This is a genomic window from Sphingomonas sp. Leaf62, assembly GCF_001421915.1.
GTDB lineage: Bacteria > Pseudomonadota > Alphaproteobacteria > Sphingomonadales > Sphingomonadaceae > Sphingomonas.
Genome location: NZ_LMLN01000023.1, coordinates 152,483 through 176,803, shown reverse-complemented (window position 1 = coordinate 176,803; position 24,321 = coordinate 152,483). Strand labels below are relative to the sequence as shown.

At 68.5% G+C, this 24,321-nt stretch carries 20 protein-coding genes; 8 read left to right on the top strand and 12 right to left on the bottom strand.

Annotated elements, in window-relative coordinates:
• Positions 1 to 14: 14 nt before the first annotated feature.
• The 11 genes from uraH to ASE91_RS09935 form a co-directional block, all read right to left on the bottom strand.
• Entirely contained in the window at positions 15 to 356 is a 342-nt protein-coding gene (gene uraH / locus ASE91_RS09980; protein WP_056625648.1) for a hydroxyisourate hydrolase, read from the bottom strand.
• A complete protein-coding gene (locus ASE91_RS09975; RefSeq protein ID WP_156357773.1) occupies positions 353 to 1,780 on the bottom strand; it encodes an FAD/NAD(P)-binding protein in 1,428 nt (475 codons plus the stop codon). Before ASE91_RS09975 ends, uraH begins: the two co-directional genes overlap by 4 nt.
• The gene (gene uraD, locus ASE91_RS09970) at positions 1,777 to 2,268 is read right to left on the bottom strand and encodes a 2-oxo-4-hydroxy-4-carboxy-5-ureidoimidazoline decarboxylase (RefSeq protein ID WP_055998155.1); all 492 of its coding nucleotides are present in this window, start codon (positions 2,266 to 2,268) and stop codon (positions 1,777 to 1,779) included. The genes ASE91_RS09975 and uraD overlap by 4 nt, the downstream gene beginning before the upstream one ends.
• Positions 2,265 to 2,645: an oxalurate catabolism protein HpxZ gene (gene hpxZ, locus ASE91_RS09965; protein WP_055998152.1), complete on the bottom strand. Its 381-nt coding sequence runs from the start codon at positions 2,643 to 2,645 to the stop codon at positions 2,265 to 2,267. Before hpxZ ends, uraD begins: the two co-directional genes overlap by 4 nt.
• A complete protein-coding gene (puuE, locus tag ASE91_RS09960; RefSeq protein WP_056625644.1) occupies positions 2,642 to 3,544 on the bottom strand; it encodes an allantoinase PuuE in 903 nt (300 codons plus the stop codon). The genes hpxZ and puuE overlap by 4 nt, the downstream gene beginning before the upstream one ends.
• Positions 3,541 to 4,722, bottom strand: a complete 1,182-nt coding sequence (locus ASE91_RS09955; protein WP_200911238.1) for a pyridoxal-phosphate-dependent aminotransferase family protein — start codon at positions 4,720 to 4,722, stop codon at positions 3,541 to 3,543. The genes puuE and ASE91_RS09955 overlap by 4 nt, the downstream gene beginning before the upstream one ends.
• Positions 4,723 to 4,759: 37 nt before the next feature.
• On the bottom strand, positions 4,760 to 6,016 hold the full coding sequence (locus ASE91_RS09950; RefSeq protein ID WP_056625638.1) for an allantoate amidohydrolase: 1,257 nt from the start codon (positions 6,014 to 6,016) through the stop codon (positions 4,760 to 4,762).
• Positions 6,010 to 7,593: a gamma-glutamyltransferase family protein gene (locus ASE91_RS09945; RefSeq protein ID WP_056625635.1), complete on the bottom strand. Its 1,584-nt coding sequence runs from the start codon at positions 7,591 to 7,593 to the stop codon at positions 6,010 to 6,012. The genes ASE91_RS09950 and ASE91_RS09945 overlap by 7 nt, the downstream gene beginning before the upstream one ends.
• Positions 7,590 to 8,945, bottom strand: coding sequence for an AtzE family amidohydrolase (locus tag ASE91_RS09940; RefSeq protein ID WP_056625632.1), 1,356 nt, complete (start codon positions 8,943 to 8,945; stop codon positions 7,590 to 7,592). The genes ASE91_RS09945 and ASE91_RS09940 overlap by 4 nt, the downstream gene beginning before the upstream one ends.
• A complete protein-coding gene (locus ASE91_RS19335; protein WP_156357772.1) occupies positions 8,942 to 9,094 on the bottom strand; it encodes a hypothetical protein in 153 nt (50 codons plus the stop codon). Before ASE91_RS19335 ends, ASE91_RS09940 begins: the two co-directional genes overlap by 4 nt.
• A gap of 133 nt (positions 9,095 to 9,227) precedes the next feature.
• A complete protein-coding gene (locus ASE91_RS09935) occupies positions 9,228 to 10,778 on the bottom strand; it encodes an adenosine deaminase family protein (protein ID WP_235530406.1) in 1,551 nt (516 codons plus the stop codon).
• A gap of 252 nt (positions 10,779 to 11,030) precedes the next feature.
• On the opposite strand from ASE91_RS09935, the gene ASE91_RS09930 reads away from it, so the two are divergent.
• Genes ASE91_RS09930 through ASE91_RS09905 form a run of 6 tightly spaced genes read left to right on the top strand, consistent with a single transcriptional unit; the run spans position 11,031 to position 19,427 of the window.
• Complete coding sequence (locus ASE91_RS09930) at positions 11,031 to 12,386, top strand: NCS2 family permease (RefSeq protein WP_056625629.1); 1,356 nt, start codon at positions 11,031 to 11,033, stop codon at positions 12,384 to 12,386.
• Positions 12,387 to 12,390: 4 nt separating this feature from the next.
• Positions 12,391 to 13,785 (top strand): xanthine dehydrogenase small subunit, encoded by a 1,395-nt coding sequence (gene xdhA / locus ASE91_RS09925; RefSeq protein ID WP_056625626.1) that lies wholly within the window; start codon positions 12,391 to 12,393, stop codon positions 13,783 to 13,785.
• Positions 13,785 to 16,097, top strand: coding sequence for a xanthine dehydrogenase molybdopterin binding subunit (gene xdhB, locus ASE91_RS09920; protein ID WP_056625623.1), 2,313 nt, complete (start codon positions 13,785 to 13,787; stop codon positions 16,095 to 16,097). The genes xdhA and xdhB overlap by 1 nt, the downstream gene beginning before the upstream one ends.
• Positions 16,094 to 17,044 carry a xanthine dehydrogenase accessory protein XdhC gene (gene xdhC, locus ASE91_RS09915; protein WP_056625620.1) on the top strand — a complete coding sequence of 317 codons (951 nt, stop codon included), beginning with the start codon at positions 16,094 to 16,096 and terminating at the stop codon, positions 17,042 to 17,044. Before xdhB ends, xdhC begins: the two co-directional genes overlap by 4 nt.
• Positions 17,041 to 18,330 carry a guanine deaminase gene (gene guaD, locus ASE91_RS09910; protein WP_056625618.1) on the top strand — a complete coding sequence of 430 codons (1,290 nt, stop codon included), beginning with the start codon at positions 17,041 to 17,043 and terminating at the stop codon, positions 18,328 to 18,330. The genes xdhC and guaD overlap by 4 nt, the downstream gene beginning before the upstream one ends.
• Positions 18,330 to 19,427 (top strand): nucleoside hydrolase, encoded by a 1,098-nt coding sequence (locus ASE91_RS09905; RefSeq protein ID WP_082453949.1) that lies wholly within the window; start codon positions 18,330 to 18,332, stop codon positions 19,425 to 19,427. Before guaD ends, ASE91_RS09905 begins: the two co-directional genes overlap by 1 nt.
• 93 nt (positions 19,428 to 19,520) lie before the next feature.
• Here ASE91_RS09905 and ASE91_RS09900 read toward each other — a convergent pair whose 3' ends face one another.
• Positions 19,521 to 20,438: a LysR family transcriptional regulator gene (locus tag ASE91_RS09900; protein ID WP_056397339.1), complete on the bottom strand. Its 918-nt coding sequence runs from the start codon at positions 20,436 to 20,438 to the stop codon at positions 19,521 to 19,523.
• Between the two features lie 228 nt (positions 20,439 to 20,666).
• Here ASE91_RS09900 and ASE91_RS09895 point away from each other — a divergent pair, with 228 nt between their 5' ends.
• Positions 20,667 to 23,159 (top strand): TonB-dependent siderophore receptor, encoded by a 2,493-nt coding sequence (locus ASE91_RS09895; protein WP_082453948.1) that lies wholly within the window; start codon positions 20,667 to 20,669, stop codon positions 23,157 to 23,159.
• A gap of 56 nt (positions 23,160 to 23,215) precedes the next feature.
• On the top strand, positions 23,216 to 24,319 hold the full coding sequence (locus ASE91_RS09890) for a purine nucleoside permease (protein ID WP_082453947.1): 1,104 nt from the start codon (positions 23,216 to 23,218) through the stop codon (positions 24,317 to 24,319).
• Positions 24,320 to 24,321 lie beyond the last annotated feature (2 nt).

The following is a 24,321-nucleotide window of genomic DNA, read 5'->3' as shown; positions in this document are numbered from 1 at the left end:
TACGCAACACGGGATCAACTGCCCCGATAGGTGGAATAGCCGTAAGGGGAAACGAGCAACGGCACATGATAATGGCCGCCGTCCTGCGCCATTCCGAAATCGATCGTCACCCGGTCGATGAACGGCGGATCGGCCAGCGTCACCCCGGCGGCACGGAAATAATCGGCCACCGCGAAGCACAGCGCGTGGCGACCCGCCGACAGCCGCAACGCGGCGAGGTCGGGACAGCGACCATCGGCGTTGGTCACGCCGCCGAACAACACCGTGCCGCGCCCGTCGAGCAGCGTGACGGCGACCCCGGCCGCCGGTCTGCCATGCGCGGTATCGAGGATATGGGTCGACAGGGTCACGCTCATGCCGCCGCCTCCCCGCGCGGCCACGAACCGACGAATTCGACCTCGTCATACGCCAGATACGCGGCGATCATCGCCTCGCGATCGTCGAGGAACAGCTGGTCCGCCACGCCCGCCACCAATCGCGGGAGCGCGTGGCGCAATCCCGACAGCGCCGATGCCGACAGGCCGAGGCTGATGAGACCCGAATAGTTGAACGCGAACAGGCCGTGCAGCTTGTCCGCATGATCCGCGTCACGTGGCAGGAACTGGAATTGCGGCCCCAGATAGGGATGGGCATCGATCAGCGGATGGGCGGCCGCCGCGTCCGCCGGGCGATACCGATCGGCCCATCGCGCAATGCCGTCGGCAACCAGCGCCAGCTCGGGCCGGAGCGCCGGGTCGGTGACCAGCCCCGTCGACAGCACGAGGAAGTCGAACGTCTCGGTCCCGCCCGGCGTCGTGACCACGACCCCTTCGGCGCTGTCCGCCACGTCGAGCCAAGGCGTCCCGAGATGCAGGTGAAAGCCGGGCAGCGCCGATGCCCGTTCGAACGTGTCGTTGGTCGGTGGCTGGCTGCGGTCGAAGAACGCGACCATCATCCGGTATTTGGCGGCATCGTCCAGCGCCGGGAAGCGCCCGATGATCCCGCTGCGCTCCATATGCCGGATCGGGTTGACCTGCGGCAGCGCCGGGCGGCGAACGAAGACATGCGCTTGCGTCACACCGGCGGACAGCGCGGCATGGGCGTTGTCGAACGCCGATGCCCCCGCCCCCAGCAGCGCGATCCGCTTGCCCGCCAGCGCCGCATAGTCGATCGCGGCCGAGGTATGGGCATAGCGCGTCACCGGCAGCCGATCGCGGATGAAGGGCGGTACGTGCCAGTTGCCACCGCCCTGGATCCCGGTCGCCAGCACGACCTTGCGCGCGAGCAGCGGCGCACCCTCGGCCAGATGGAGCCGGAACCGCCCGCCCAGCGGCTCGATCAGCGTGACGCGTGCATCGTTGCGCACCGGCAGCTTCAGCACGGCGCGATACCAGCGCAGATACGCCATCCAGTCCCGGCGCGGGATCTTGTCGAGCGCGTCCCAGCCCGCGCGCCCGTGCTGCGCCTCCCAGAACGCGCGAAAGGTCAGCGACGGTAACCCCATGTCGATCGCGGTCAGATGCTTGGGCGTGCGCAGCGTCATCATCCGCGCATAGGTGTCCCACGGCCCTTCATAGCCCGCCGGATTTTCGTCGAGCACGAGGATGTTCGACACCCGTTCTCGCAGCAGCCCGAACGCCGCGCCCAGCCCGCTCTGCCCGCCGCCGATGATGACGACGTCATGGACATGGCCCTCCGCGCTTTCCTGCGGCACGGTCCATGCCGGGCCACCATGCGCGAGGCGTTCGAGGTCGCTTCCGACCTGCTCCGCGAGGGCGGCAAGGCCGATGGGTCGGGTCATGCCAGGGTCTCCAGTCGCAGGCGGACGATATGGCCGATCTCGTCGAGCGCGGTCGCCATCTCGGTCGCGGGGTCGTTGCCCAACCGCTCGGCCATCGCCCGCAGGATGCCCGCCCGGTCGGTCCGCCGGACGCAGATGAGGAAGGGAAAGCCGAACCGCGCGCGATAGGCGGCGTTGAGCGCATGAAATCGTTCGAACTCGTCAGGCGTCATCCGGTCCAGCCCGGCCGACGCCTGCTCGCTCTGCGATTCGGCGGTGAGCGTACCGGCGATGGCGGCGCGGCCGGCCAGTTCGGGATGGGCGCGGATCACCGACAGCCGCTCGTCGGGCGTGGCATCGGCCAGCGTCGCGGTGATCCCCTCCGCCAGATCGGCAAAGGGGCGCCGCGCCGCCGCGCGTTCGATAACCCATGGCGAATGCTCGACGATCGCGGCGTAGCGTTGGACGAATGCTTCGGAGGACAACGTGTTGAAATCACGCTCGGTCATGATCCCGCCCCCTCGATCGAGACATGCGCGGCGACGACCTTCCAGCCATCGGCGAAGCGGACCCAGCTCTGGCTCTGTCGCCCGCGCCGCGCATCGCCCTCGCGGAAGAATTCGGCATTGGCGGTGGCGTGGTCGCGGCCAAAGCTGTGGATCGCGACCGTGCCCAACCGGCGCTGCGGCGATCCGCCACGCCCGACACGGAATGCGCGAATGGCGTCCGCGCCGTACAGCACCTCGCCCACGCCATAGCGGATGGTGGTCGGATGATCGTGGAACAGCCGGTCCATCGCCGGCACGTCGTCAGCCATCAATGCCGCTTCATAGGCCATGAACGCGGCAGTCACCTCGGCCACCACGTGCGGGTCGTCGATCGTCATGCCGGGTGCACCTGTTGCCAGTGTCGCGCGATATCGATGCGGCGCGCGATCCATGCGTCGCCGCTGGCGATCACATGATCGACGAAGCGGGCCAGCGCCGCTGTACGGCCGGGTCGGCCGGCGATGCGCCCGTGCAACCCGACCGACATCATCCGCCCGCCCTCGCTTCGCAATTGCTCGAACGTGTCGCGCAGATAGCGGAAAAACGGTTCGCCATCGGCAAAGCCGTTATACGCCACGAACTTCATGTCGTTGGCATCGAGCGTATAGGGCACGATCAACTGCGCCCGCCCGCCATTCGCCACGGCATGGCGACGGTCCCAATAGGGCAGATCGTCGGCATAGCTGTCGGCGTCATAGACGAACCCGCCCTCGGCAGCGACCAGCGCGGCGGTCGCGGGCGAGGTCCGCCCCTGATACCAGCCCAGCGGCCGCGCGCCGGTCAGCCGGGCGTGCAGCGCGATCGCCTCGGCGATATGCGCGCGCTCCACCTCGGGCGGGACGCGCTGGTAATCGATCCAGCGCAGGCCGTGGCTGGCGATCTCCCATTCGGCGGCCAGCATCGCATCGACGCTCGCCGGATTGGCGGCCATCGCGGTGGCGACCGCGAACGCCGTCACCGGCACCTGCCGCTCCACGAACAGCCGGTGCAGCCGCCAGAAGCCGGCGCGCGAACCATATTCGTACAGGCTTTCCATCGCCATCGCCCGCGCCGGATGGCTCGCCGCACCGACCATTTCCGACAGGAACGCCTCCGACCCGGCATCGCCGTGCAGAACGCTGTTCTCAGCCCCCTCCTCGACATTGACGACGAACTGGACCGCGACGCGCGCGCCACCCGGCCAGCGCGGATCGGGCGGCGATGCGCCATATCCGATCAGATCGCGTTCGGCGGTCATGCGGCATAGCTTTCGAGCGCGGCATCGACCCCGGCCCCGGACGGCAGCGCCAGCCCTTCGGCGCGCAACACCGCCTCCAGCGCGGCCAGCGTCAGCAGCACCTTGTGCTTCATGGCGTTATATCCCATCGCGCCGATCCGCCAGACCTTGCCCTGGAGCGGTCCGAACGCGGTCCCGATCTCGATCTCGAAATCCTCGCGCATCCGGGCGCGGACCCGCTCGCCGTCGACACCGTGCGGGATGACGATGCCGGTGACGTTGGTCATGCGGAAACGGTCGTCGCCGAACACCTCCAGCCCCAGCGCCCGCGCCCCCGCCACCACCGCCCGCCCCGCCGCCGCATGGCGCGCGAACCGCGCCGGCAACCCCTCGCCCAGCGCCACGCGGGCGCATTCGCGCGCGCCGTACAGCATGGTCGTCGCTTCGGTATGGTGGTTCAGCCGCTTGTCCGACCAGTAATCCATAATCATGGCGAGGTCGAAATAGTTGCTGCCGATCCGCACCCCGCCGGCATCGGTCAGGTCGTCGCGGCGAATCCCCTTCTCGACATGCCGCCGCCCGAGAATGCGTTCCGCTGCGCGCGGCGACACGGTGATCGGGGCCGACCCCGACGGACCGCCAAGGCATTTCTGCAACCCGCCGGTGACGATGTCCGCGCCCCAGCGATCGGTGGCGATCTCCATACCGCCGATCGTAGCGGTCGCGTCGACGTACAGATATGCCCCCGCCGCACGGACCAACGCCCCCACCCCGTCGAGCGGCTGCGCCATGGTGGTCGATGTATCGCCATGGACGCAGGCGACGACCATCGGCGCGGTACGCTCGATCGCGTCGGCGATGGCGTCGATCGGCACGGTCTGCCCCCACGGCACCGACAGCCGCTCGACCGTTGCCCCGATCCGTTCGCCGATCTCCTGCAACAGCAATCCGAACCGGCCGAAATCGATCACCAGCAGCCGGTCGCCGGGGGCCAGCAGCGAGACCAGCGACGCCTCGATCGCCGCGCGCGCGGTGCCGTCGATCAGGAAGGTCCAGTGGTTCTCCGTCCCGAACACCGGGCGGTACAGCGCCATGACCTGGTTCATGTAGCCGGTCATTTCCGGGTCGAACTGGCCGAGCAGGTCGGCGCTCATCGCACGCAGCACGCGCGGATGGGCGTTGACCGGACCCGGCCCCATCAACAGCCGCTGCGGCGGGTCGATCTCGCCGAACAGGTCAGGCGTCACGATAGTCTTCTCCCAATCGGTCGATGAAGCCGCGCATCGCGGCGAAGGCGGCGTCGGCGTCGGCCGGATCGACATGTTCGGCCGGATGATGGCTGATCCCGCCGGCGCAGCGCACGAACAACATCGCCACCGGCCCCAGCGCGACCATCGCCATCGCGTCATGCCCCGCCCCCGACATCAACCGCCGCGACGGTTGCCCGGTGGCGACGATGGCGGCGTCCAGCAGGTCCATCAGCTTCGGGTCGCACGGGCATGGCGGCAGGTCGTGGACCGTCGCGACGGTGATCGACACGCCCCGTTCCCCGGCGATCGCATCCATCGCCGCCCCGATCGCGGCGGCCGCCCGGTCGCGCCGGTCGGTCGCGCCCGCGCGGATATCGACGGTGAAGCACACCTCGCCGGCGATGACGTTCGCCGCCCCTGGCGCGACCTCGATCCGTCCGACCGTCGCGACCAGATCGGACGCATCGGCGACCGCGATATCCTCGATCGCCGACACCATGCGCGCGGCGGCGGCCAGCGCGTCGCGGCGGAGCGGCATCGTCACGGTACCGGCATGTCCCGCCACCCCGCCGACCGTCACTTCGAGACGAAGTTGCGCGGCGATGCCGGTGACGGTGCCCAGCGCCAGCCCTTCCGCCTCCAGCACCGGCCCCTGTTCGATATGCGTTTCGAGATAGGCGAGCATGGTGCCCGGTGCCCGGCGTGCGGAGGCCAGCGCCGCCGCCTCGCTCCCGAACTCGCGCAGCGCCGCGTCGACGCCGATCCCCGCCGCATCGGCCATGTCGGCGGCACCGGGCGTCAGCGTTCCCGCCACCGCGCGGCTGCCGAGCATTGCGGCCGGGAAGCGCGATCCTTCCTCGTCGCCGAAGCCGATCACCTCGATCGCGAACGGCAGGCGACGTCCTTCGGCATGGAGCGCCGCGACGCATTCGATGCCGAGCATCACCCCCAGCGGACCGTCATAGGCCCCACCATCGCGCACGCTGTCGAGGTGGCTACCGATCACCAGCGCCGGCGCGTCCGGGTGCGTGCCTTCATAGCGGCCGATCAGGTTGATCGCCGCGTCGCGGCGCACGGTCATGCCCGCCGCTTCCATCCATGCCCCGACCCGCTCGATCGTCGCGCGATAGGCCGGGGTCAGCCAACCGCGGAACAGCCGGTCCGCGCGGTCGCTATAGGGCGCGCGCGACAGGTCGAGACAGCGTGCCGCCGCCCGGGCTCCCGAGGGGGGCGTCGTCACCATGTCGCCACCATCCCGTCGCTGCGCGGATCGGTCGCCCCCTCGATCACGCCGCTGGGATGCCGCACGATCGCCCCGGCATGGCCCATCATCGACGACCCTGCGGCCACGCGCTCGACCGCATGGCCCGCCGCCGCCAGTTGTTCGTACAGCGCCGGATCGAACCCCGCCTCGATCTTCAGCGTGGTGCTCTGATCGCCCCACGTCCGCCCCAGCAGCCAGCGCGGTGCATCCACCGCCGCCTGCAACGACTGACCGAACAGCGCGTGGCGGGTAAAGACCGCCGCCTGCGTCTGCGGCTGTCCCTCGCCGCCCATCGTGCCATAGGCCATGACGCGACCATCGTCGAACCGCGCCAGCGCCGGATTGAGCGTATGAAACGGCCGCGCACCGGGCCGCAGCCGGTTCGGCCCATCGCCGTCGAGCGCGAACGAGCAACCCCGGTTCTGCCAGACGATGCCGGTCTGCGGCAGCACGATGCCCGATCCGAATTCGAAATAGGTGCTCTGGATACAGCTGACGACCTGACCCCGCGCATCCGCCGCGCCGAACCACGTCGTGTCGCCCAGTGCCGGCGGATGCGGCCATGGTGCCGCCCGCCCGAGATCGATCATACCGGCCATCCGGTCGATCGCGGCGGCATCGCCCAGCAGCGCCTGCGCGTCCTGCGCCATCGTCGCCGGATCGCCGACATGCGCGTCGCGCCAGCGAAACGCCTGTTTCGTCGCCTCGACCAACCGGTGGACATGGCCGAACCCGTCACGCTCGACGTCCCGCATCCGGTCGAACAGCGCGAGGATCAGCAGCGACGCGACCCCCTGCGTCGGCGGCGGCAGGTTCAGCAGCCGCGCACCGCTGATCGCCACCGCCAGCGGCTCCACCGGCCGCGCATCGAACGCCGCAAGGTCGGCGGCCACCAGCGGACTGCCGAGCCGCACGAGATCGTCGGCGATCGCCTGTGCCAGCCCGCCACGATAGAAACCGTCCAGCCCGTCACCCGCCAGTCGTTCCAGCGTCGTCGCCAGCGCCGGTTGCCGCAACAGGTCGCCTTCGATCAGCGGCCGACCTTCGGCTTCGAAGATGCGGGCATAGTCGCCGGGCAGGTCGCGCAGCGCATCCGACACGGCGGCGGCGACCTGCGCGCCACCGGCGGTGACGACCACCCCGGCCCGCGCATGGTGGATCGCATCGCGCAGCACCCGGTCCAACGGCAGCGTGGCATCGCTCTGTGCCAGCGCCGCCCGCCATCCCGCGACCGTCCCCGCCACGGTGTTCGCCGCGAGCGGCCCGCGCCACGGGATCGTCGCATGGCCCTGGTACAGGGAACGATCCGCCGCCACTGCCGCCGCGCCGCTGCCGTCGATCGCCCAGTTGCGGCCGTCCGGTTCGGCGACCAGCCAGAAGCCGTCGCCGCCGATGCCGGTCATGTGCGGATAGACGACGGCAAGGCACGCGGCGGTCGCCACCGCCGCCTCGACCGCGCTGCCGCCATCGGCCAGCACATCGCGCCCGGCCTGCGCCGCCAGATGATGCGGCGCGCTGACCATGCCGCGCAGCGACCGGGGCGTCGCGCGCGTCATGCGGCCTGCGCCCATCGCGGTGCCGGCGTACAGGCGACCAGCCCGGCCGCGACCAACGCCGCCGCCGTGTCGAACAACAACGCTTCGCGTCCCCGCGCGGCGATCAGTTGCACGCCGATCGGCATCGCGCCGTCGCGCTGGCGCAGCGGCACCGACAGGATCGGCACGCCGGCAATGCTCAGCGGTTGGGTATGCAGGCCCAGATCGGCCCGCGCGGACAGCGTTTCGCCGTCGATCACGACCGTCGTCGCATCGGTCCGCGGTGCGGCCATCGGCGTTGCGGGGGCCAGCAACAAGTCGTGCCCGGCCAGCGCGTCGGCGACTTCGCCGGCAAAGCGATCGGCGACCGCTTCGGCCTCGCGGACGGCGGCGACCGGCTGGAGCGCCCCGGCGATCAGCCGGTCGCGCGTGACCGGATCGAACGCCATCGCATCGCGGCGCAGCGCCGACAGATGGCGATGCCCCCCCTCTGCCCCCGTCAGCACGAAACCGGCCGACCGCGCCGCGGCGGCGGAGGGCAGCACGACCGCTGGTCCGGCAAGCAAATAACGCGCGATGCGATCGATCCCGGCAAGAATCGTGGCATCGGCGCGCGTCGCGAACCATCCACCGAGCACCGCGACGCGCGGGGACTCGATCGGGTCCGATGCCGGTACCGTGCCGGCCATCACCGCATGGGCGATGGCAAGGTCTTCGACCGACCGCACGAACCATCCGACGGTGTCGAGCCGCTCGACAAAGGGATAGACCCCCTCGACCGGCACCGCGCCGAAGGTCGGACGCAGGCCGTAAATGCCGCACAGGCTGGCCGGTACGCGGATCGATCCGTTGGTGTCCGACCCCAGCGCCAGCGGCACCAGCCCGGCCCCGACCAGCGCCGCCGATCCGCCCGACGATCCGCCCGCCAGCCGGTCGGGATCATGCGGGTTGCGGGTGGTGCCGAAATGCGCATTCTCGGTCGAAAAGCCATAGGCGAATTCGTCCATGTTGGTCGTCGCCACCAGCACGGCCCCCGCCGCGCACAGCCGGGCGACGACCGGCGCATCGCGGGTCGCGGCAGGGGCAGTCGCCCGTTGTCGTGCGCCCGCCGTGGTCGGCTCGCCGGCAACGTCGAACAGGTCCTTTACCGCAAAGGGGACGCCGGCCAGCGGTCCCGGATCGCGCCCGGCGGCGACGGCGGCATCGACCCGCGCCGCGTCCGCCAGCGCCCGCTGCCGCAACAGCCGGGTCGCGGCGTTCAGCCGGTCGTGGCGCGCGATGCGGTCGAGCGTTTCGGTCGCGACCGCGTGCGCGGAGCGCCGCCCTGAGCGGACATCGGCGGCGATCGCCGTCGCCGTGCCGGGATCACTCATCGCGCATCCCCGCGCACGGCGGCGTGATGCCGCGCCAGCAACCGCTGGTTGGCGACCACGCCGTCCAGCGCCGACGGGGGGATCGTCAACCCGAGGCGATCGGCCAGCAGCAGGGCAAGTCGCCGTTCGTCGTCGGTTGCCGGGGTCATGCCAGTATCTCCCATCGCGTGCCGCACCGGACCGCAGCGCGCCCCCTTGGTAGCGGTGACGAATCACGTATCGGAAGCACAATATTGCGCTTCGAGTGCGCGCATTTTTCGCGCACCCCATTGGCCGGCGGGATCAGTCGAACCGCTGCCGCTCGAACCGGTCGAAGTCGCGCTCTAACCGCACTTCGAGACGCGCCTTCGCATGGGTGGCGGTAAAAATGCGGCAGGGGTCGGAATCGAGAAGCCGACACGCCGGCACGCGGGAACCGCCCGCCCGATCCTGCCAGAGGCTGTCGCCCGACAGGAACGCATAATGGAGCGAATCGCGGGCAATCTGCTTCAGATCGCGGTAGCGCAGCTTCTGCTCGGTCACCGCGCGCAGATATTCGTTGGTCATGTCGCTGCGCGAAACGCCTTCGTCGTCGGTCGACAGCACGACCGGCACCCCCGCCTGCCGATAGAGTGACAGGGGATGGTCGCGCCCCTTCACCCCCAAAATGACGGCGTTACTGGTCAAATTGATTTCCACCGCCACCCCGTCGCGCGCCATGCGGTCCAGCAGCGCGCGGGCATCGGTTTCGTAGGAAATGTCGATGCCATGGCCGATCCGCCGCGCCCCGGCGACGGCCACCGCATCATGGATATGGAAGGACAGGTCGCGCGGCGGCACCAGCCCCAGCGTCAGTTCACCGGCATGGAGCGACAGCGGCACGACGGGATAGCGTTCCTTCAGGAACCGCAGCATCCGCATGTGCAGCGCATAGTCGCGCAGCGCGACCGGGTCATGTTCGGGCGCGACGATGTTGACCGCGACGAAGCGCGGATCGGCCTGTACCAGCGCGAAGCCCAGCGCCAGTTCGGCAAAGACCTGCGCCGGCGGCCGGGTGCGGATCGCGGCATATTGATAGCGGATTTCGGTCGCACAGGCGGGCTTGGGCACGGGCGTCGCGCAGCCGTCGATTGCCGCCATTTCCGCGTCATAGCCGTCATATTCCTTGCGCGTCGTCCGCACCGCGTCGGGCAATTCGGGCGCGATCCGCGCGTACAGCGCCGCCAGGTTGCGCACGTCGCCGTCGCCGATCTTCGCCAGCAACGGCTGCGTCGCCGCCGAACCGGTGCTCAATTCGGCGTAGGACAGGTTGTCGGCGGCGGCCTGCTGGCGGCTGATCGCCATCACCTTGCCCCCATGACGCGCGGCGATCGGCCAGAACGCGCCGAAGGTGGAGAAGAAGCGATCATAGCCCGACACGCGCGGATCGCCGGTGCCGCCTTCGAAACCACGCGTTGAGAAGGCGTCGACGAAGGCGGCATAGCGCGGATAATCCCGCACCAGATCCGCCGCCGCGACCCGGCCGGGCGCGTCGCACGGCGGCGGCGCCATCCCCGCCGGATCGATCGACAGGCACAGCCCCTCCGCCGCCGCCCAGCCGAGCATGTCCTCGGCGTAGATCGCACCGCCGGCATGATTGTGCAGGTCGCCCCCCTTGGGCATGGTCTGCAGGAACATGCGCAGCCGTGGCGGACTGTCGGCGATCCGGTCGAGATACGCGGCGGTCCTCGCTTCGGGGGTCACCGCGTCGCGCGGCGTGGCGGCACCGCACAGCATCGCCGCCGCCAGCATCCATCCCGCCTGTACCGCGCCGAAGCGCGCGCGGATGCGGCCGTCGTTCCAACGGGCGTTCATCGCCATTCCCCTTTGATGATGCCCGCCGGTCGTGGCGCAGGCACCCTTGCCGCCTGTCTATGGGACGGATCGTGGCGCGCCCATCGCAATATCCGGGACGTCGCGTTGCCGTAAAACGCGCGCCCGGACGAACCCCGCCGAACCGTACGAGCTTGACGGTGCGCTCATTTTTGCAACGCGGAATGCCGATCATTGATGTAGATCGGGCGGCTACCCGCTGGCATGACAGGCGCAGGGCGGGCGGGGAATGATATGACACAGACGGTAGCGACGGAAACACCGGCAGCGACCCTGTTGGAGCGCCGATTCGACCTGACCGGACGCGGCACGTCGGTCCGGACCGAGGTGCTGGCGGGCACCACCACCTTCCTGACCATGGCCTATATCGTGCTGGTCAATCCGGCGATCCTCGGACAGGCCGGGATGCCGGTCGCGGCGGTTGCCGCCGCCACCTGCTTCGCCGCCGCCTTCGCCTCGATCCTGATGGGGACGGTCGCCAATGTGCCGCTGGCCCTCGCGCCGGGGATGGGGCTGAACGCCTATTTCAGCTTCACCGTCGTGCAGCAGATGGGCATTCCTTGGCCGGTCGCGCTCGGCTGCGTGTTCATTTCGGGCTTCTGCTTCCTCATCCTGACGCTGACCGGCGTGCGACAGCTGATCGTCTCGGTCATTCCCCCGCATCTGTTCGCGGCGGTGGCGGGCGGGATCGGCCTGTTCATCGGCTTTATCGGGCTTCGCAATGCCGGCATCGTCGTCGCCAGCCCTGCGACCCTCGTCGCGCTCGGTCCGCTCACCGCGCCCGGCGCGCTGCTCGCGCTGCTCGGCCTGCTGGTGATCGCGGTGCTGAGCATCTGGAACGTGCGCGGCGCGATGTTGATCGGCATCGTCATTACGACCGCCGTCGCGTGGATGGCCGGGCAGGTCACCATGGCGCCCGAACCCTATAGCCTGACCATGTTGACCCAGACCGCGTTTCAGATCGATCTGGCCGGCGTGTTCGGCGCGGGCGGGCGGCACGGGCTCGGCCTGTTCGAAATTCTGTTCGTGTTCCTGTTCGTCGACCTGTTCGACAATATCGGCACGCTGGTCGCGGTGACCAAGCGCGCCGGACTGATCGACACGGCCGGCCGCATTCCCCGGCTGAACCGCATCCTGCTGACCGATGCCGTGGCGACCATGGTCGGCGCGGTGGCGGGCACCAGCACCGTCACCAGCTATGTCGAGAGCGCGGCGGGCGTACAGGCGGGCGGGCGCACCGGCCTGACCGCCGTCGTCACCGGCATCCTGTTTCTGCTGACCATGTTCGTCGCCCCGTATGCGCAGCTGGTGCCGCTGGCCGCGACCGCACCGGCGCTGATCGTCGTCGGCGGGCTGATGCTGCTGCCGCTGGTTGAGGTGCAATGGGACGATCCGCTGGCGGCGATCCCCGCGTTCCTGACCGTGGCGATGATCCCGCTGACCTTCTCGATCGCCAATGGCCTTGCGTTCGGCATCACCGCCCATGCCGTGCTGAAGGCGATGCGCGGACAGGCGACGCGCGCCGACTGGTTCCTGTTCCTGCTCGCCGCGCTCTTCATCGCGCGCTTCGCATGGATGGGGGCGGCGTGAGGTCATGACGGTCCGCTTCCTCCTCGACGACACGATCGTCGAGATCGCCGATGCCGCACCGACCGCGACGCTGCTCGATCACCTGCGCTATCGCCTGCGCCGTACCGGAACGAAGGAAGGTTGTGCCGAGGGCGATTGCGGGGCCTGCACCGTGCTGGTCGGGGAGCCGGTCGATGACGGCGTCGCGTGGCGGGCGGTGAATGCCTGTATCCTGTTCCTGCCGATGATCCACGGCAAGGCGGTGCTGACCGTCGAGAGCCTGTCGCAGGGCGGTGCGCCGACCGCGCTCCAGTCGTGCATGGCACGCAACGGCAGCTCGCAATGCGGCTTCTGCACGCCGGGCTTCGTCATGTCGCTGTATGGTCGCGCGGTCGGGGCGGCGGGGCACGACCTGCCCGTCGCCGATGTGATCGCGGGAAATTTGTGCCGGTGCACTGGTTATGGCCCGATCCTCGACGCCGCACGCGACGTCCCCCGGATCGATCGCGACGACCGGCAACTGGCCGCCGCGCTGCGCGGTCTTGCACCGGAAGCGCAGCCGACATGGTTCGCACCGCGATCGGCCGACGAACTCGCCGCGCTGCTGATTGAACATCCGCATGCCCGGCTGATCGCCGGCGCCACCGACGTCGGCCTGTGGGTGACGAAGGGACTGCGCGACATCGATACGCCGATCTTCATCGGCGACGTGGCCGAATTGCGCACGATCACCGAAGATGTCGCCGGGGTCACGCTGGGCGCGGCGGTCCGCTATGCCGAAGCGCATGATGTGCTCGCCCGGCTGCATCCCGATCTCGGCGAGCTGGTACGGCGGATCGGCGGGTTGCAGGTGCGCAATGCCGGCACAATCGGCGGCAACATCGCCAATGGCTCGCCGATCGGCGACGGTCCGCCCGCGCTGATCGCGCTTGGCGCGACGCTGGTCCTGCGCCGGGGCGATCAGCGACGGACGCTGGCGCTGGAGGATTATTTCCTCGCCTATGGCAAACAGGACCGCGCACCCGGCGAGTTCGTCGAGCGTATCCACATCCCCCGCCCCGCCCCCGACGCGATCGTCCACATCGCCAAGCTGTCGCGCCGGTTCGACAGCGATATTTCGGCGGTGTGCGGCGCGTTCCATCTGACGTTGCGTGATGGGGTCATCGCCGAGGCGCTGGTTGCGTTTGGCGGCATGGCCGCGACCCCGCGTCGCGCCCCGGCGTGCGAGGCGACGTTGACCGGCGCGCCGTTCACCGAAGCCACCATCGCCCGCGCCGTCGCGGCGCTGCGTGAGGATTTCGCGCCGTTGACCGACGTCCGCGGCAGCGCAGCCTATCGACAGGAAGCCGCCGGCAATCTGCTGTGGCGGCTATGGCACCGCGAACAGGGCGAACCGGTTTCGGTCCGGGAAGCACTGTGATGGCCGATCGTGCCGTGCCGCCCCCGGTCCGATCCGACGTAAAGCCGTCGCTGCCGCATGACAGCGCGCTGCTGCACGTCACCGGGGCTGCACGCTATATCGACGACGAACCCGAAGCCGCCGACCTGCTGCACCTTGCCTTCGGCCAGTCGACCGAGACCCATGCCGCGATCGTCGCGGTCGACCTGTCGGCGGTGCGCGCCGCGCCCGGTGTCGTCGCGGTCTTCACCGCAAAGGACATACCGGGCCATAACGACGTCAGCCCGGTCGCGCATGACGACCGGCTGCTCGCCGATGGCGAAGTCCTGTATCGCGGCCAGCCGGTGTTTCTGGTGGCCGCGACCAGCCGGGTTGCGGCGCGGCGGGCGGCGCGGCGCGGCAAGATCGAATACGCCCCCCGCCCCGCGATGCTGACGATCGCCGACGCCCGCACCGCCGCCTCGCTGATCGAACCGACCCAGCGCATGGCACGCGGCGATGCCGCCGCCGCGCTGGAAACCGCACCGCATCGTCGCTCGGGCAGCTTCGCGATGGGCGGACAGGATCATTTCTATCTGGAGGGTCAGGTCGCGCTCGCCCGACCGGGCGAGGACGGACAGGTCCATATCGCCAGCTCGACCCAGCATCCCAGCGAAGTGCAGCATCTGGTCGCCGATCTGCTCGGCGTCACGTCGGCGGATGTGACGGTCGAGGTCCGCCGCATGGGCGGCGCGTTCGGCGGCAAGGAAACGCAGGCCGCGCCCTTCGCCGCCGCCGCCGCGCTGGTCGCGGCCAAAACCGGTCGGCCCGCCAAATTCTGTTGCGACCGCGACGACGACATGGTGCTGACCGGCAAGCGCCACGACTTCACGGTCGATTACGATGTCGGCTTCGACGACGATGGCCATATCCTCGGCCTCAGCCTGCGGCTGGCGTCGCGGTGCGGCGCGACGGTCGACCTGTCGCCGGCGATCAACGATCGCGCCATGTTCCACGCCGACAACAGCTATTGGTTGCCGGCAGTCGAGATCCTGTCGGAACGGCTGAAGACTCACACCGTTTCCGCCACCGCCTTTCGCGGTTTCGGCGGGCCGCAGGGGATGCTGGCGATCGAACGGGTCATCGATGTCGTCGCCGCATCATTGGCGCGCGACCCGCTCGATGTACGCATCGCCAACCTGTACGGGCCGGGGCGCGACGTAACCCCCTATGGCATGACGATCACCGACAATATCGCGCCCGCGCTGATCGCCCGGCTGCGCCGCGACAGCGACTATGACGCCCGCCGCGCCGCCGTTCGCGACTTCAACGCGCGTCATAAGGTGCTGAAGAAGGGGATTGCGCTGGCCCCGGTGAAGTTCGGGATCAGCTTCACGACGACCCATCTCAATCAGGCCGGGGCGCTGGTGCACGTCTATGCCGATGGCAGTATTCAGGTGAACCATGGCGGCACCGAAATGGGGCAGGGCCTGTATATCAAGGTCGCGCAGGTGGTGGCCGACGTGTTCGCCGTGCCGGCAAGCGCCGTCCGCATCACCGCGACGCGCACCGACAAGGTGCCCAACACCTCCGCTACCGCCGCCTCGTCGGGGGCCGACCTGAACGGCATGGCGGCGTTCGAAGCCGCGCGCACGATCCGCGACAGGCTGGCAGGCGTCGCCGCATCGATCGGGGGCTGCGAACCCAACACCGTGCGCTTCACCGCGGCGGGGATCGTCGCGGGGGCCGAGACGATCCCCTTCGCCACCCTGTGTCGCAAGGCGCATCTGGCGCGCGTGTCGCTGTCGTCGACCGGCTTCTACGCGACCCCGCACATCGCCTATGACCGCGCCGCCCATCGTGGCCGCCCCTTTTACTATTTCGCTTATGGCGCGGCCTGTGCCGAAGTGGTGGTGGACACGCTGACCGGCGAACATCGCGTGCTGGCGGTCGACATCCTCCACGACGTCGGCCGGTCGCTGAACCCCGCGATCGATCTGGGGCAGATCGAGGGCGGCTTCGTGCAGGGACAGGGCTGGCTGACGACCGAGGAACTGGTGTTCGCCGACGATGGCCGGTTGCTGACCCATTCGCCCGCGACCTACAAGATCCCGACCGCCGGCGACCGCCCCGACCGCCTGTCGATCGCGCTGTGGGACGGGGAGAATGTCGAACCGACGATCAACCGGTCGAAGGCGGTCGGCGAACCGCCGTTCATGCTGGCCCAGTGCGTCCTGTCGGCACTGGGCGAAGCGGTGGCGGCGACCGTCCCCGATCGACGCGCCTTTCCCCCGCTCGATGCGCCCGCCACGCCGGAGGCGATCCTGCGCGCGATCGCCGCGCATCGCGCATGACCGGCGACTGGATCGCGCGTCTGCGCCGTGCCGCGCCGGAGGAACCGGTCGCGCTGGTCACCGTCCTTGCCACCGAAGGATCGGCCCCGCGCGGCGCAGGCACGCGGATGGCGGTCGACGCAGCGGCGTCGTTCGACACGATCGGCGGCGGCGCGCTGGAGCATCAGGCGATCGAGCAGGCACGTGCGATCCTCGCCTATCCACCCGGTAGCTGGCGGGTGCAGGATTATCCGCTCGGCCCCTTGCTCGGCCAATGTTGCGGCGGGCGGGTGCGCCTGCTGATCGAGCGGGTCGACCCGGCGGCGCTCGAATGGCTGGATGCGGCGGCGGCCGGCACGACGCTGACTACGACGCTGCGCCCCGGAAACATCGCGCACACACCCGATCCGACGGAGGCGATCCTGCCGCTATCGGCCCGTGGCGCGCGCCCCGCAGCGGGAACGACATGGTCCGAACGGCTCGGCGCGTGGCAGCGGCCGCTGTATCTGTTCGGGGCCGGCCATGTCGGGCAGGCGATCGCCCGCCGGACCGCCGGCCTCCCGCTGCGGCTCGCCTGGTTCGACAGCCGTCCCGAACTGGCCGATACACCGGGCGTGACGATCGTCGACGCGGATCGCCTGCCCGCCTGCCTGTCCGATGTGCCCGACGAGGCGGCGGTCGTGATCCTGACGCACGACCACGCGCTCGACTATGCACTGACCAGGGCCGCCCTGACCCGTGCGCCGCTCGCCTATGTCGGACTGATCGGCTCGGCGACCAAGCGCGCCCGGTTCCTTGCCCGGCTGACCCGCGAAGGGATTTCGACCGACGCCCGCGCACGCCTCACCTGTCCGATCGGGCTGGCGACGATCCCCGGCAAGGAACCGGACGTCATCGCCCTGTCGCTCCTCGCCCAGCTTCTCACCCTCGCCAACGCCGACGCGCGCATCACGCCGGAGTATGCATGACCCTCCGCCTCTTCCGCGCCGAACTGCTGTCGGTTTCGGCCGATCACCGTGACGATCCCGGTGCGATCCGGCACGAACCCGATGGGCTGCTGGTGGTCGAGGACGGGCTGGTCGTCGCCCGCGGCGATCATGCAGCACTGGCATCGCGGTTCGACGGCCTGCCGGTCGAACGCCTGCCCGGCATCGTCGTCCCCGGCTTCGTCGACGCGCATGTCCATTATCCGCAGATGGACCGGATCGCATCGCACGGCGAACAGCTGCTCGACTGGCTCGAACGCCATATCTTTCCCGCCGAAATGGCGTTCGCCGATCCGGTGCATGCCGCCACCGTCGCCGACGCGTTTCTGACCGAGCTGCTGCGCAACGGCACCACCAGCGCACTGGTATTCCCGACCGTACATCCTGCATCGGTCGACGCGCTGTTCGACGCGGCGCTCGACCGGCGGATGCGGATCGTCTCGGGGAAAGTGCTGATGGACCTCGGCCCCGACGGCCTGCGCGACACCGCCAAAGCGGGCCGCGCCGACAGCGAGGCGCTGATCCGGCGGTGGCGCGGGCGCGGGCGGCTCGGCTATGCGGTGACGCCGCGCTTCGCGCTGACCTCGTCCGACGAACAGTTGCGACAAGCCGCCGCCGTGCTGGACGCCAACCCGGATGTTCTGCTCCACACGCATCTCGCCGAAAACAGATATGAGTGCGCCGCCGTCGCCGAACGCTTCCCCGCGGCGCACGACTATCTCGACGTCTATGACCGGTTCGGGCTGGTCGGTCCCCGGTCGGTCTTCGCGCACGGCATCCACCTGACCGATCGCAGCTGCGCGCGGATCGCCGAAACCGGCGCGGGGATCGCGGTCTGCCCGACCTCCAATCTCTTCCTCGGTTCGGGCTTCTTCGATTTCGGACAGGCCGATGCGCACGGGATGCGGCTGGGCCTTGGCAGCGATATCGGCGCGGGCACGTCCTTTTCGATGCTGCACACCGCCGGCGTCGCCTATCAGGCCGCGCTCGCCCGCGAGATGCGGCTCGATCCGTTCCGCGCGCTCTATCTGGCGACCGGGGGCAGCGCGGCGCTGCTCGGCATCGCCGACCGGGTCGGTGCGCTGCTGCCGGGACAGGAGGCCGATTTCGTCGTGCTGGACGACGCGGCCACGCCGCTGCTCGCGCGGCGCACCGCCGGGGCCGATCTCGCGGCGCGGCTGTTCGCGATGCAGGTGCTGGGCGACGACCGCACCGTGCGACGAACGTACATCATGGGCGAGTGCGCCTGGGATCGAGGGACGGGTTGATGCGGAAGTTCTTGTTCGGCCTGATGGCCTTGCTGGTGGCGACGATGCCCGCGCAGGCGCAACCGGCACGCCGCCTCGTCATCATCGACGACGAAGGCTTCGGTCTTGCCCATGCGATGCTGCTCGACGCCCCCGATGTCGAGGTGCTCGGCATCACCACCGTGACCGGCAACGTCTGGGCCAATCGCGCGACGGCGATGGCGTTGAAGGGCGTCGAGCGGATGGAGCGGACCGTCCCGGTCATGCAGGGCGCGACCTATCCGCTGGTCAATTCCGAGGTGCTGACGGAGCGTTGGGAAAGCCTGTACGGCAAGCTGACGTGGAAAGGCGCATGGATGCGGCAATGGGTCGAACCGACCCGGCAGAGCACGCCCCCCTATTACCGCGCCGACGATCCGGTCGACCTGCCCGGCGGCAATCCGACCACCCGCCCCTCGCCCGAAATCGCCGCCAATTTCCTGTTGCGGATGGTCCGGGAACATCCGGGTCAGGTGACGATCATCGCGATGGGGCCGCTCACCAACCTCGCGCTGGCCCAGCGGCTCGACCCCGCCTTTGCCGGCCTTGCGAAGGAGCTGGTCTATATGGGCGGCAGCCTGAACCCCCGACAGGTGCGCGACAGCGTTTCGGCGAGCCAGTTCGCTCGCGAATTTCTCCACTCCCCGCGCCGCGAATTCAACGCGCGCTTCGATCCCGAAGCGGCCAGCATCGTCTCGCGCAGCTCGTGGCGGCATATCACGATCATCCCCGCCGATCCGTCGACCGCGACCGAACTGACGCCCGCGCTGATCGCCCGGCTGCGGGGCGAGTCGCCGCCCGCCGTCGCCGCATGGATCGCCGCGCTCGAACCCGGCTTTCCGCTGTGGGACGAGATCGCCGCCGGCGTCTGGCTCGACCCGACCATCGTCACCGCGCGCGACACCGCCTTCGTCGATTACGACACGCAGTTCGGGCCGAATTACGGCGACATGCTGTCGTGGAGCGCCGGCTATCAACCGGGCATCGGCGAACAGCGCGCCGAGGTGATCCGCACGATCGACCCCGCCCGGCTGGAAGCGATGATGCTGCGACTGTTGTCCCGTCCTGCCGTGCGCTAGGACCGATCGACCTTCCGCTGTCAAGGCCAGCGAACTTCTTCCCTCGCTGACAAGGGAGGGAGAAGTCGAAACCTTACCGAACGTCGCTCGACCCTACGCCGGCGGGATATAGGCGAACTGGGTGAACCCCGCCTCGATCTCGCGCAACACCATCGTGGCGGCATAGGACGGGGTACGTGCGGTCGCGGTGCACAGCGCCAGCGTCATCGGGCGCAGCACCTTGTCGACGATGCGGGTGAAAGCTAGCGTGCCGGCACGAACCTCGGTCGACACGTCCAGCGAGGTGAGGATGCCTACGCTTCCCCCCTCCTGAATCAGCGAGGCGATCATCTGGATATTGTCGGACGTCGCCCGGCGGTGGAGCGAGACACCCGACGTCGCCTGCAGTATGTCCACCTGCTGATGCACCGCCAGCGGGGCGGCGGGGAGGATCACGGACTCGCCGTCGCAGTCCGAGAACCGGACGTCCGACCGCTGCGCCAGTGGATGGTCGGGCGGCGAGACGACCCCCAGCACGACATCGACAAAGGCGCGAACCGTCAGCTCGCGATAGGATTGCGGGTCGAACAGGATGCCGAAATCGACGTCGTTGGCGGCGATCGCACGGCGCACCTGCTCGTTGCCCAGCACCTGCACGCCGATGGTGATGCCGGGATGGCTTTGCTGGATCGCATGGATCGCGGCGGGCATATACCCCTTTGCCAGCGCATCGATCACCGCGATGTCGACATGACCGCGCTTCAGCCCGCGTAGATCCTCGATCTGCGACAGCGTGTCGCCCAGCTGCTTTTGCCAGCGTCCGCCCGCCGACATCATGACCTCGCCCGCCGCCGTCAGCCGCAGACCGGTCGGCAGGCGTTCGAACAACTGCACGCCCAGTCGCGCTTCGGCATTCAGGATCTGCCGGTCGATCGCCGACGCCGATACCGACAGTTCATCGGCGGCGCGCCGGATCGACCCGAGCCGCCCCACCGCCATGAAATACCGGATGAACCGCGATAGGGCCGGCATGCACTAATTTTTGCAACGGATCGTCGTCATCATTGCGTTTGAATGCAACGATCGCCCCCCGTACGTCAATTATGAAGTCAGAATTGTGACGCGGTCGCCGTCTGGCTGCCCGTTCGAAACGGGCTTGCGACGACGGCGGACAACGCCGCGCACATGCCGGGAGAGGCGGGGAACAACAGCGACGGACCGATCCGGGGGAACCGATCGGACGTCATAGGGGGGCTGACCATGACCATGCTTGCTCGTTCGGTATCCATCGTCCGCAACGATCCGAAATCGACACGTCGCACCGGCGCCGCGCTGCTCCTGTCGCTGCTGTGCGGGACCGCACTCGCCGCGCCGGCACAGGCCCAGGAAACGGCGGCAACCACAACTTCTGCCGAAACCGAGCCGCAGGACGGCAACGAGATCGTCGTCACCGGCTCGCTGAACGCGCTGCCGGTCAAGGACGTCGGATCGGTCTTCGGGTTCGACAAGACGCTGGTCGAAACGCCGCGCTCCGCCTCGACGATCAGCGACGAACAGATCGAACGCTTCGGCATCACCGACATCTATGATCTGGTCGCGCAGTCGCCCGGCACCTTCACTAACTCCTTCTTCGGGGTCGGCGGCGCGCTCGATATCCGCGGCACGCCGGGCGAAACCTATTTCCGCGGCGTCCGCCGGCTCGACAATGCCGGCAACTATCCGACGCCGATCGCCGCGGCCGACCGGATCGATATCGTCCGCGGCCCGGCCTCGCCCATCTACGGCCCGTCCAAGACCGGCGGTTATCTGAACTTCGTGCCCAAATCGGCGCGGGTCGCGGGCGGCGCGCTGCTCAGTTCGCCCCGGGGCGAAGTCAGCTACACCGGCGGCAGCTGGGACCGCAACAATCTGCGGGCCGAAGTCCGCGGACCGGTGCGTATCCTTGGTACCGATCTCGGCTACAGCCTGTATGCCGAGATCGAGGATTCGGGCAGCTATTACCGCAACATGTCGACCAAACAGACGATTTTGCAGGGCTCGTTCGACCACCAGCTGACCGACCGCATCCGCATCGAATTCGGCGGTCAGTACCAGAATTTCAAAGGGCAGCAAAATGGCGGCTGGAACCGCCTGACCCAGCAGCTGGTCGATGACGGCACCTACATCACCGGCACCGCCAAGCCGCTCGACACCAGCGGCGACGGCCAGATTTCGCAGGGCGAGATCAACGCGTCGATCCCCGGCGGCCTGTCGATCTTCGGCAACTTCACCTGCCCGAACAGCAGTTTCAGCCCGTTCGCCAGCGGCTTTACCGACGCCTGCTTCACCCAGACCTATCCGCAGCTCAACCTCGTCAACACCGGCACGACCAAACTCAGCCGCCGCGACGTGCTGACCGGCGTGAACGACAAACTGACCAACAAGCAGACGACACTCTATTACGACGTCACCTACGATGGTGCCGACAATCTAACGGTCAAGAACCAGCTGTTTTTCGACAATACGCAGAACATCAACAACAATGATTACGGATTTTCCCAGCGGGTGAAATCCTATGTCATCGAAGACAAGATCGTCGTCGCCAAATCGATCGAGACGAGCGTCGGCAAATTCTCGGCACAGGTGTCGCCTTCGATCCGCTACGTCAATTTCGACTATGGCGACGATTTCGACTTCGAATATTTTCACCGTGTCGACCTGATCCAGGGGTACACCCCCGCATCGAACCGGCTGCTCGCGAACGAATGCAATTGCGGCTATACCGACCGGGTCTTCGGCCACACCACCGACTATGGCATCGCCGGGCTGTTCGACCTCGACTTCGCCTTCGGGCTCGATCTGCTGCTGGGCGGGCGGTATGACAAGGTCGACGCATCGTCGCGCTACGACGCATCGGTGATGGACCGGGTGCCGACCCTCAATTCGGCAAAGGGCAGCGACGATGGCTGGTCGTGGACCGCGAGCGCGTCGTACAAGCTGCCGTTCGGCATCATCCCCTATGCGACCGCGTCGCAGCAGTCGACGATCGTCGTCGGTCAGGGTGCCGAAGTCCTTCCCGAAGCCGTGGCATCGGGCTTCATGTCGACCTCGCGCCTGTACGAAGGCGGCGTGAAGGGAAGCTGGCTGAACGACACGCTCTATGCGGCGCTGTCGGTCTACAAGCAGAACCGGACCGATTTCAACATCCAGTCGATCACCGTCAATCAGGCGGTCGAGACGAAAGGCGTGGAAGCGGAAACGCGCTGGGCGGTCGACCGTCATCTCCTCATCACCGCCGCCTATACCCATACCGAAGTGGTCAACCTGACCGGGCTGGAAAACGGATCGCTGTTCAGCTTCTTCGGCATCGACGATCTGGTCAACGTCACCAACCCGACGCTGCATCTGGGCGGGCAACCGATCGGGCTGGTCCCGATCAACAGCCGCAGCGACGCGCGACGCGCCGGCATTCCCGCCAATCTCTATTCGGCGACGGCGACCTATGGCTTCGATAACGGCCTGTCGTTCAGCGGCAGTCTGGTGAAGGTCGATTCGGTGTTTTCAGGTCAGTCGCAGGCGGTACGCCTGCCCGGCTATACGCTGCTCGACCTGTCGAGTTCGTACCAGACCGGCCCGTGGCTGTTCCGCGGGGTCGTCAAGAACGCGACCAATGCCCGCTATTTCCGCGCGAACTTCACCGAATTGTTCGGCAGCACGATCGTCCTGCCCGAGCGTCCGCGCAGCTTCCTCGCGTCCGCCGTCTATAAATTCTGATGGCGTTTCCGGGGAGGTGGCCGAACGCCCCCTCCCCGCCCGCCGGAGTATCGATCATGCATGCTTTCGTCACCGGCCTGTTGCTTGCCGCAGCCGCGCCCGCTCCGTCCGCACAGGCCGCGCCCGCCGCGCCGCCCGCCGTCACCGCGCCGCTGTGCGCCATCGCCGCACCCTGCGCCAGGCCGCTGCCGGTGCGGATGGTCGTCGTGACCATGTTCGAAATCGGCAAGGACGAAGGCGACACCGCCGGCGAGTTCCAGTTGTGGAAGACGCGGCGCAATCTGCACCAGCGCATTCCCTTCCCACACGGCTTTCACGATCTGTATTACAACCCGGACACGCAGATACTGGGCGTCGTCACCGGCGTCGGATCGGTACGGTCGGCGGCGGCGATCACCGCGCTCGGCCTCGACACCCGGCTCGACCTGTCGCGCGCCTATTGGCTGGTCGCGGGCATCGCCGGCATTGATCCGGAAGATGCCTCGATCGGTTCGGCGGCATGGGCACGCTATGTCGTCGACGGTGATCTGGCGCATGAGATCGACGCGCGCGAAATTCCCAAGAACTGGAAAAGCGGCTATTTCCCGCTGGATCGCAAGGGGCCGGACGATCCCGCCCCGCCGCGCACCGATGGCGGTGAGGTTTTCGCGCTCAACCCCGATCTGACCGAGTGGGCCTATCGGCTGACCCGCGACGTGGCGTTGCCCGACGATCCGGGCATCGCCCGCGAACGCGCGCGCTATACCGACCATCCCAATGCGCGAAAGCCGCCCTTCGTGCTGATCGGCGACCAGTTCTCGGCGATGACCTTCTGGCATGGCGCGCTCCTCAATCGCTGGGCCAACGACCACACCCGCTATTTCACGCAGGGCAAGGGGCAGTTCGTGACCAGCGCGATGGAGGAAACCGGGACGCTGCAGGCGATCGAGTACCTGTCGCGGATCGGCCGGGTCGACAAGGATCGCGTCCTCGTCCTGCGCACCGGCAGCAACTATACCCTGCCGCCGCCCGGCGTCACCGCCGCCGACTATCTGCTGCGGGAGAATGAAGGCTATGCCGGTCTGAACGCGTCGGTCGAGAGCCTGTACCGGGTCGGCGACAAGGTGGTGACCGAATTGCTCACCCACTGGGATCGCTACGGCAAGACGCCGCCCAAATGACG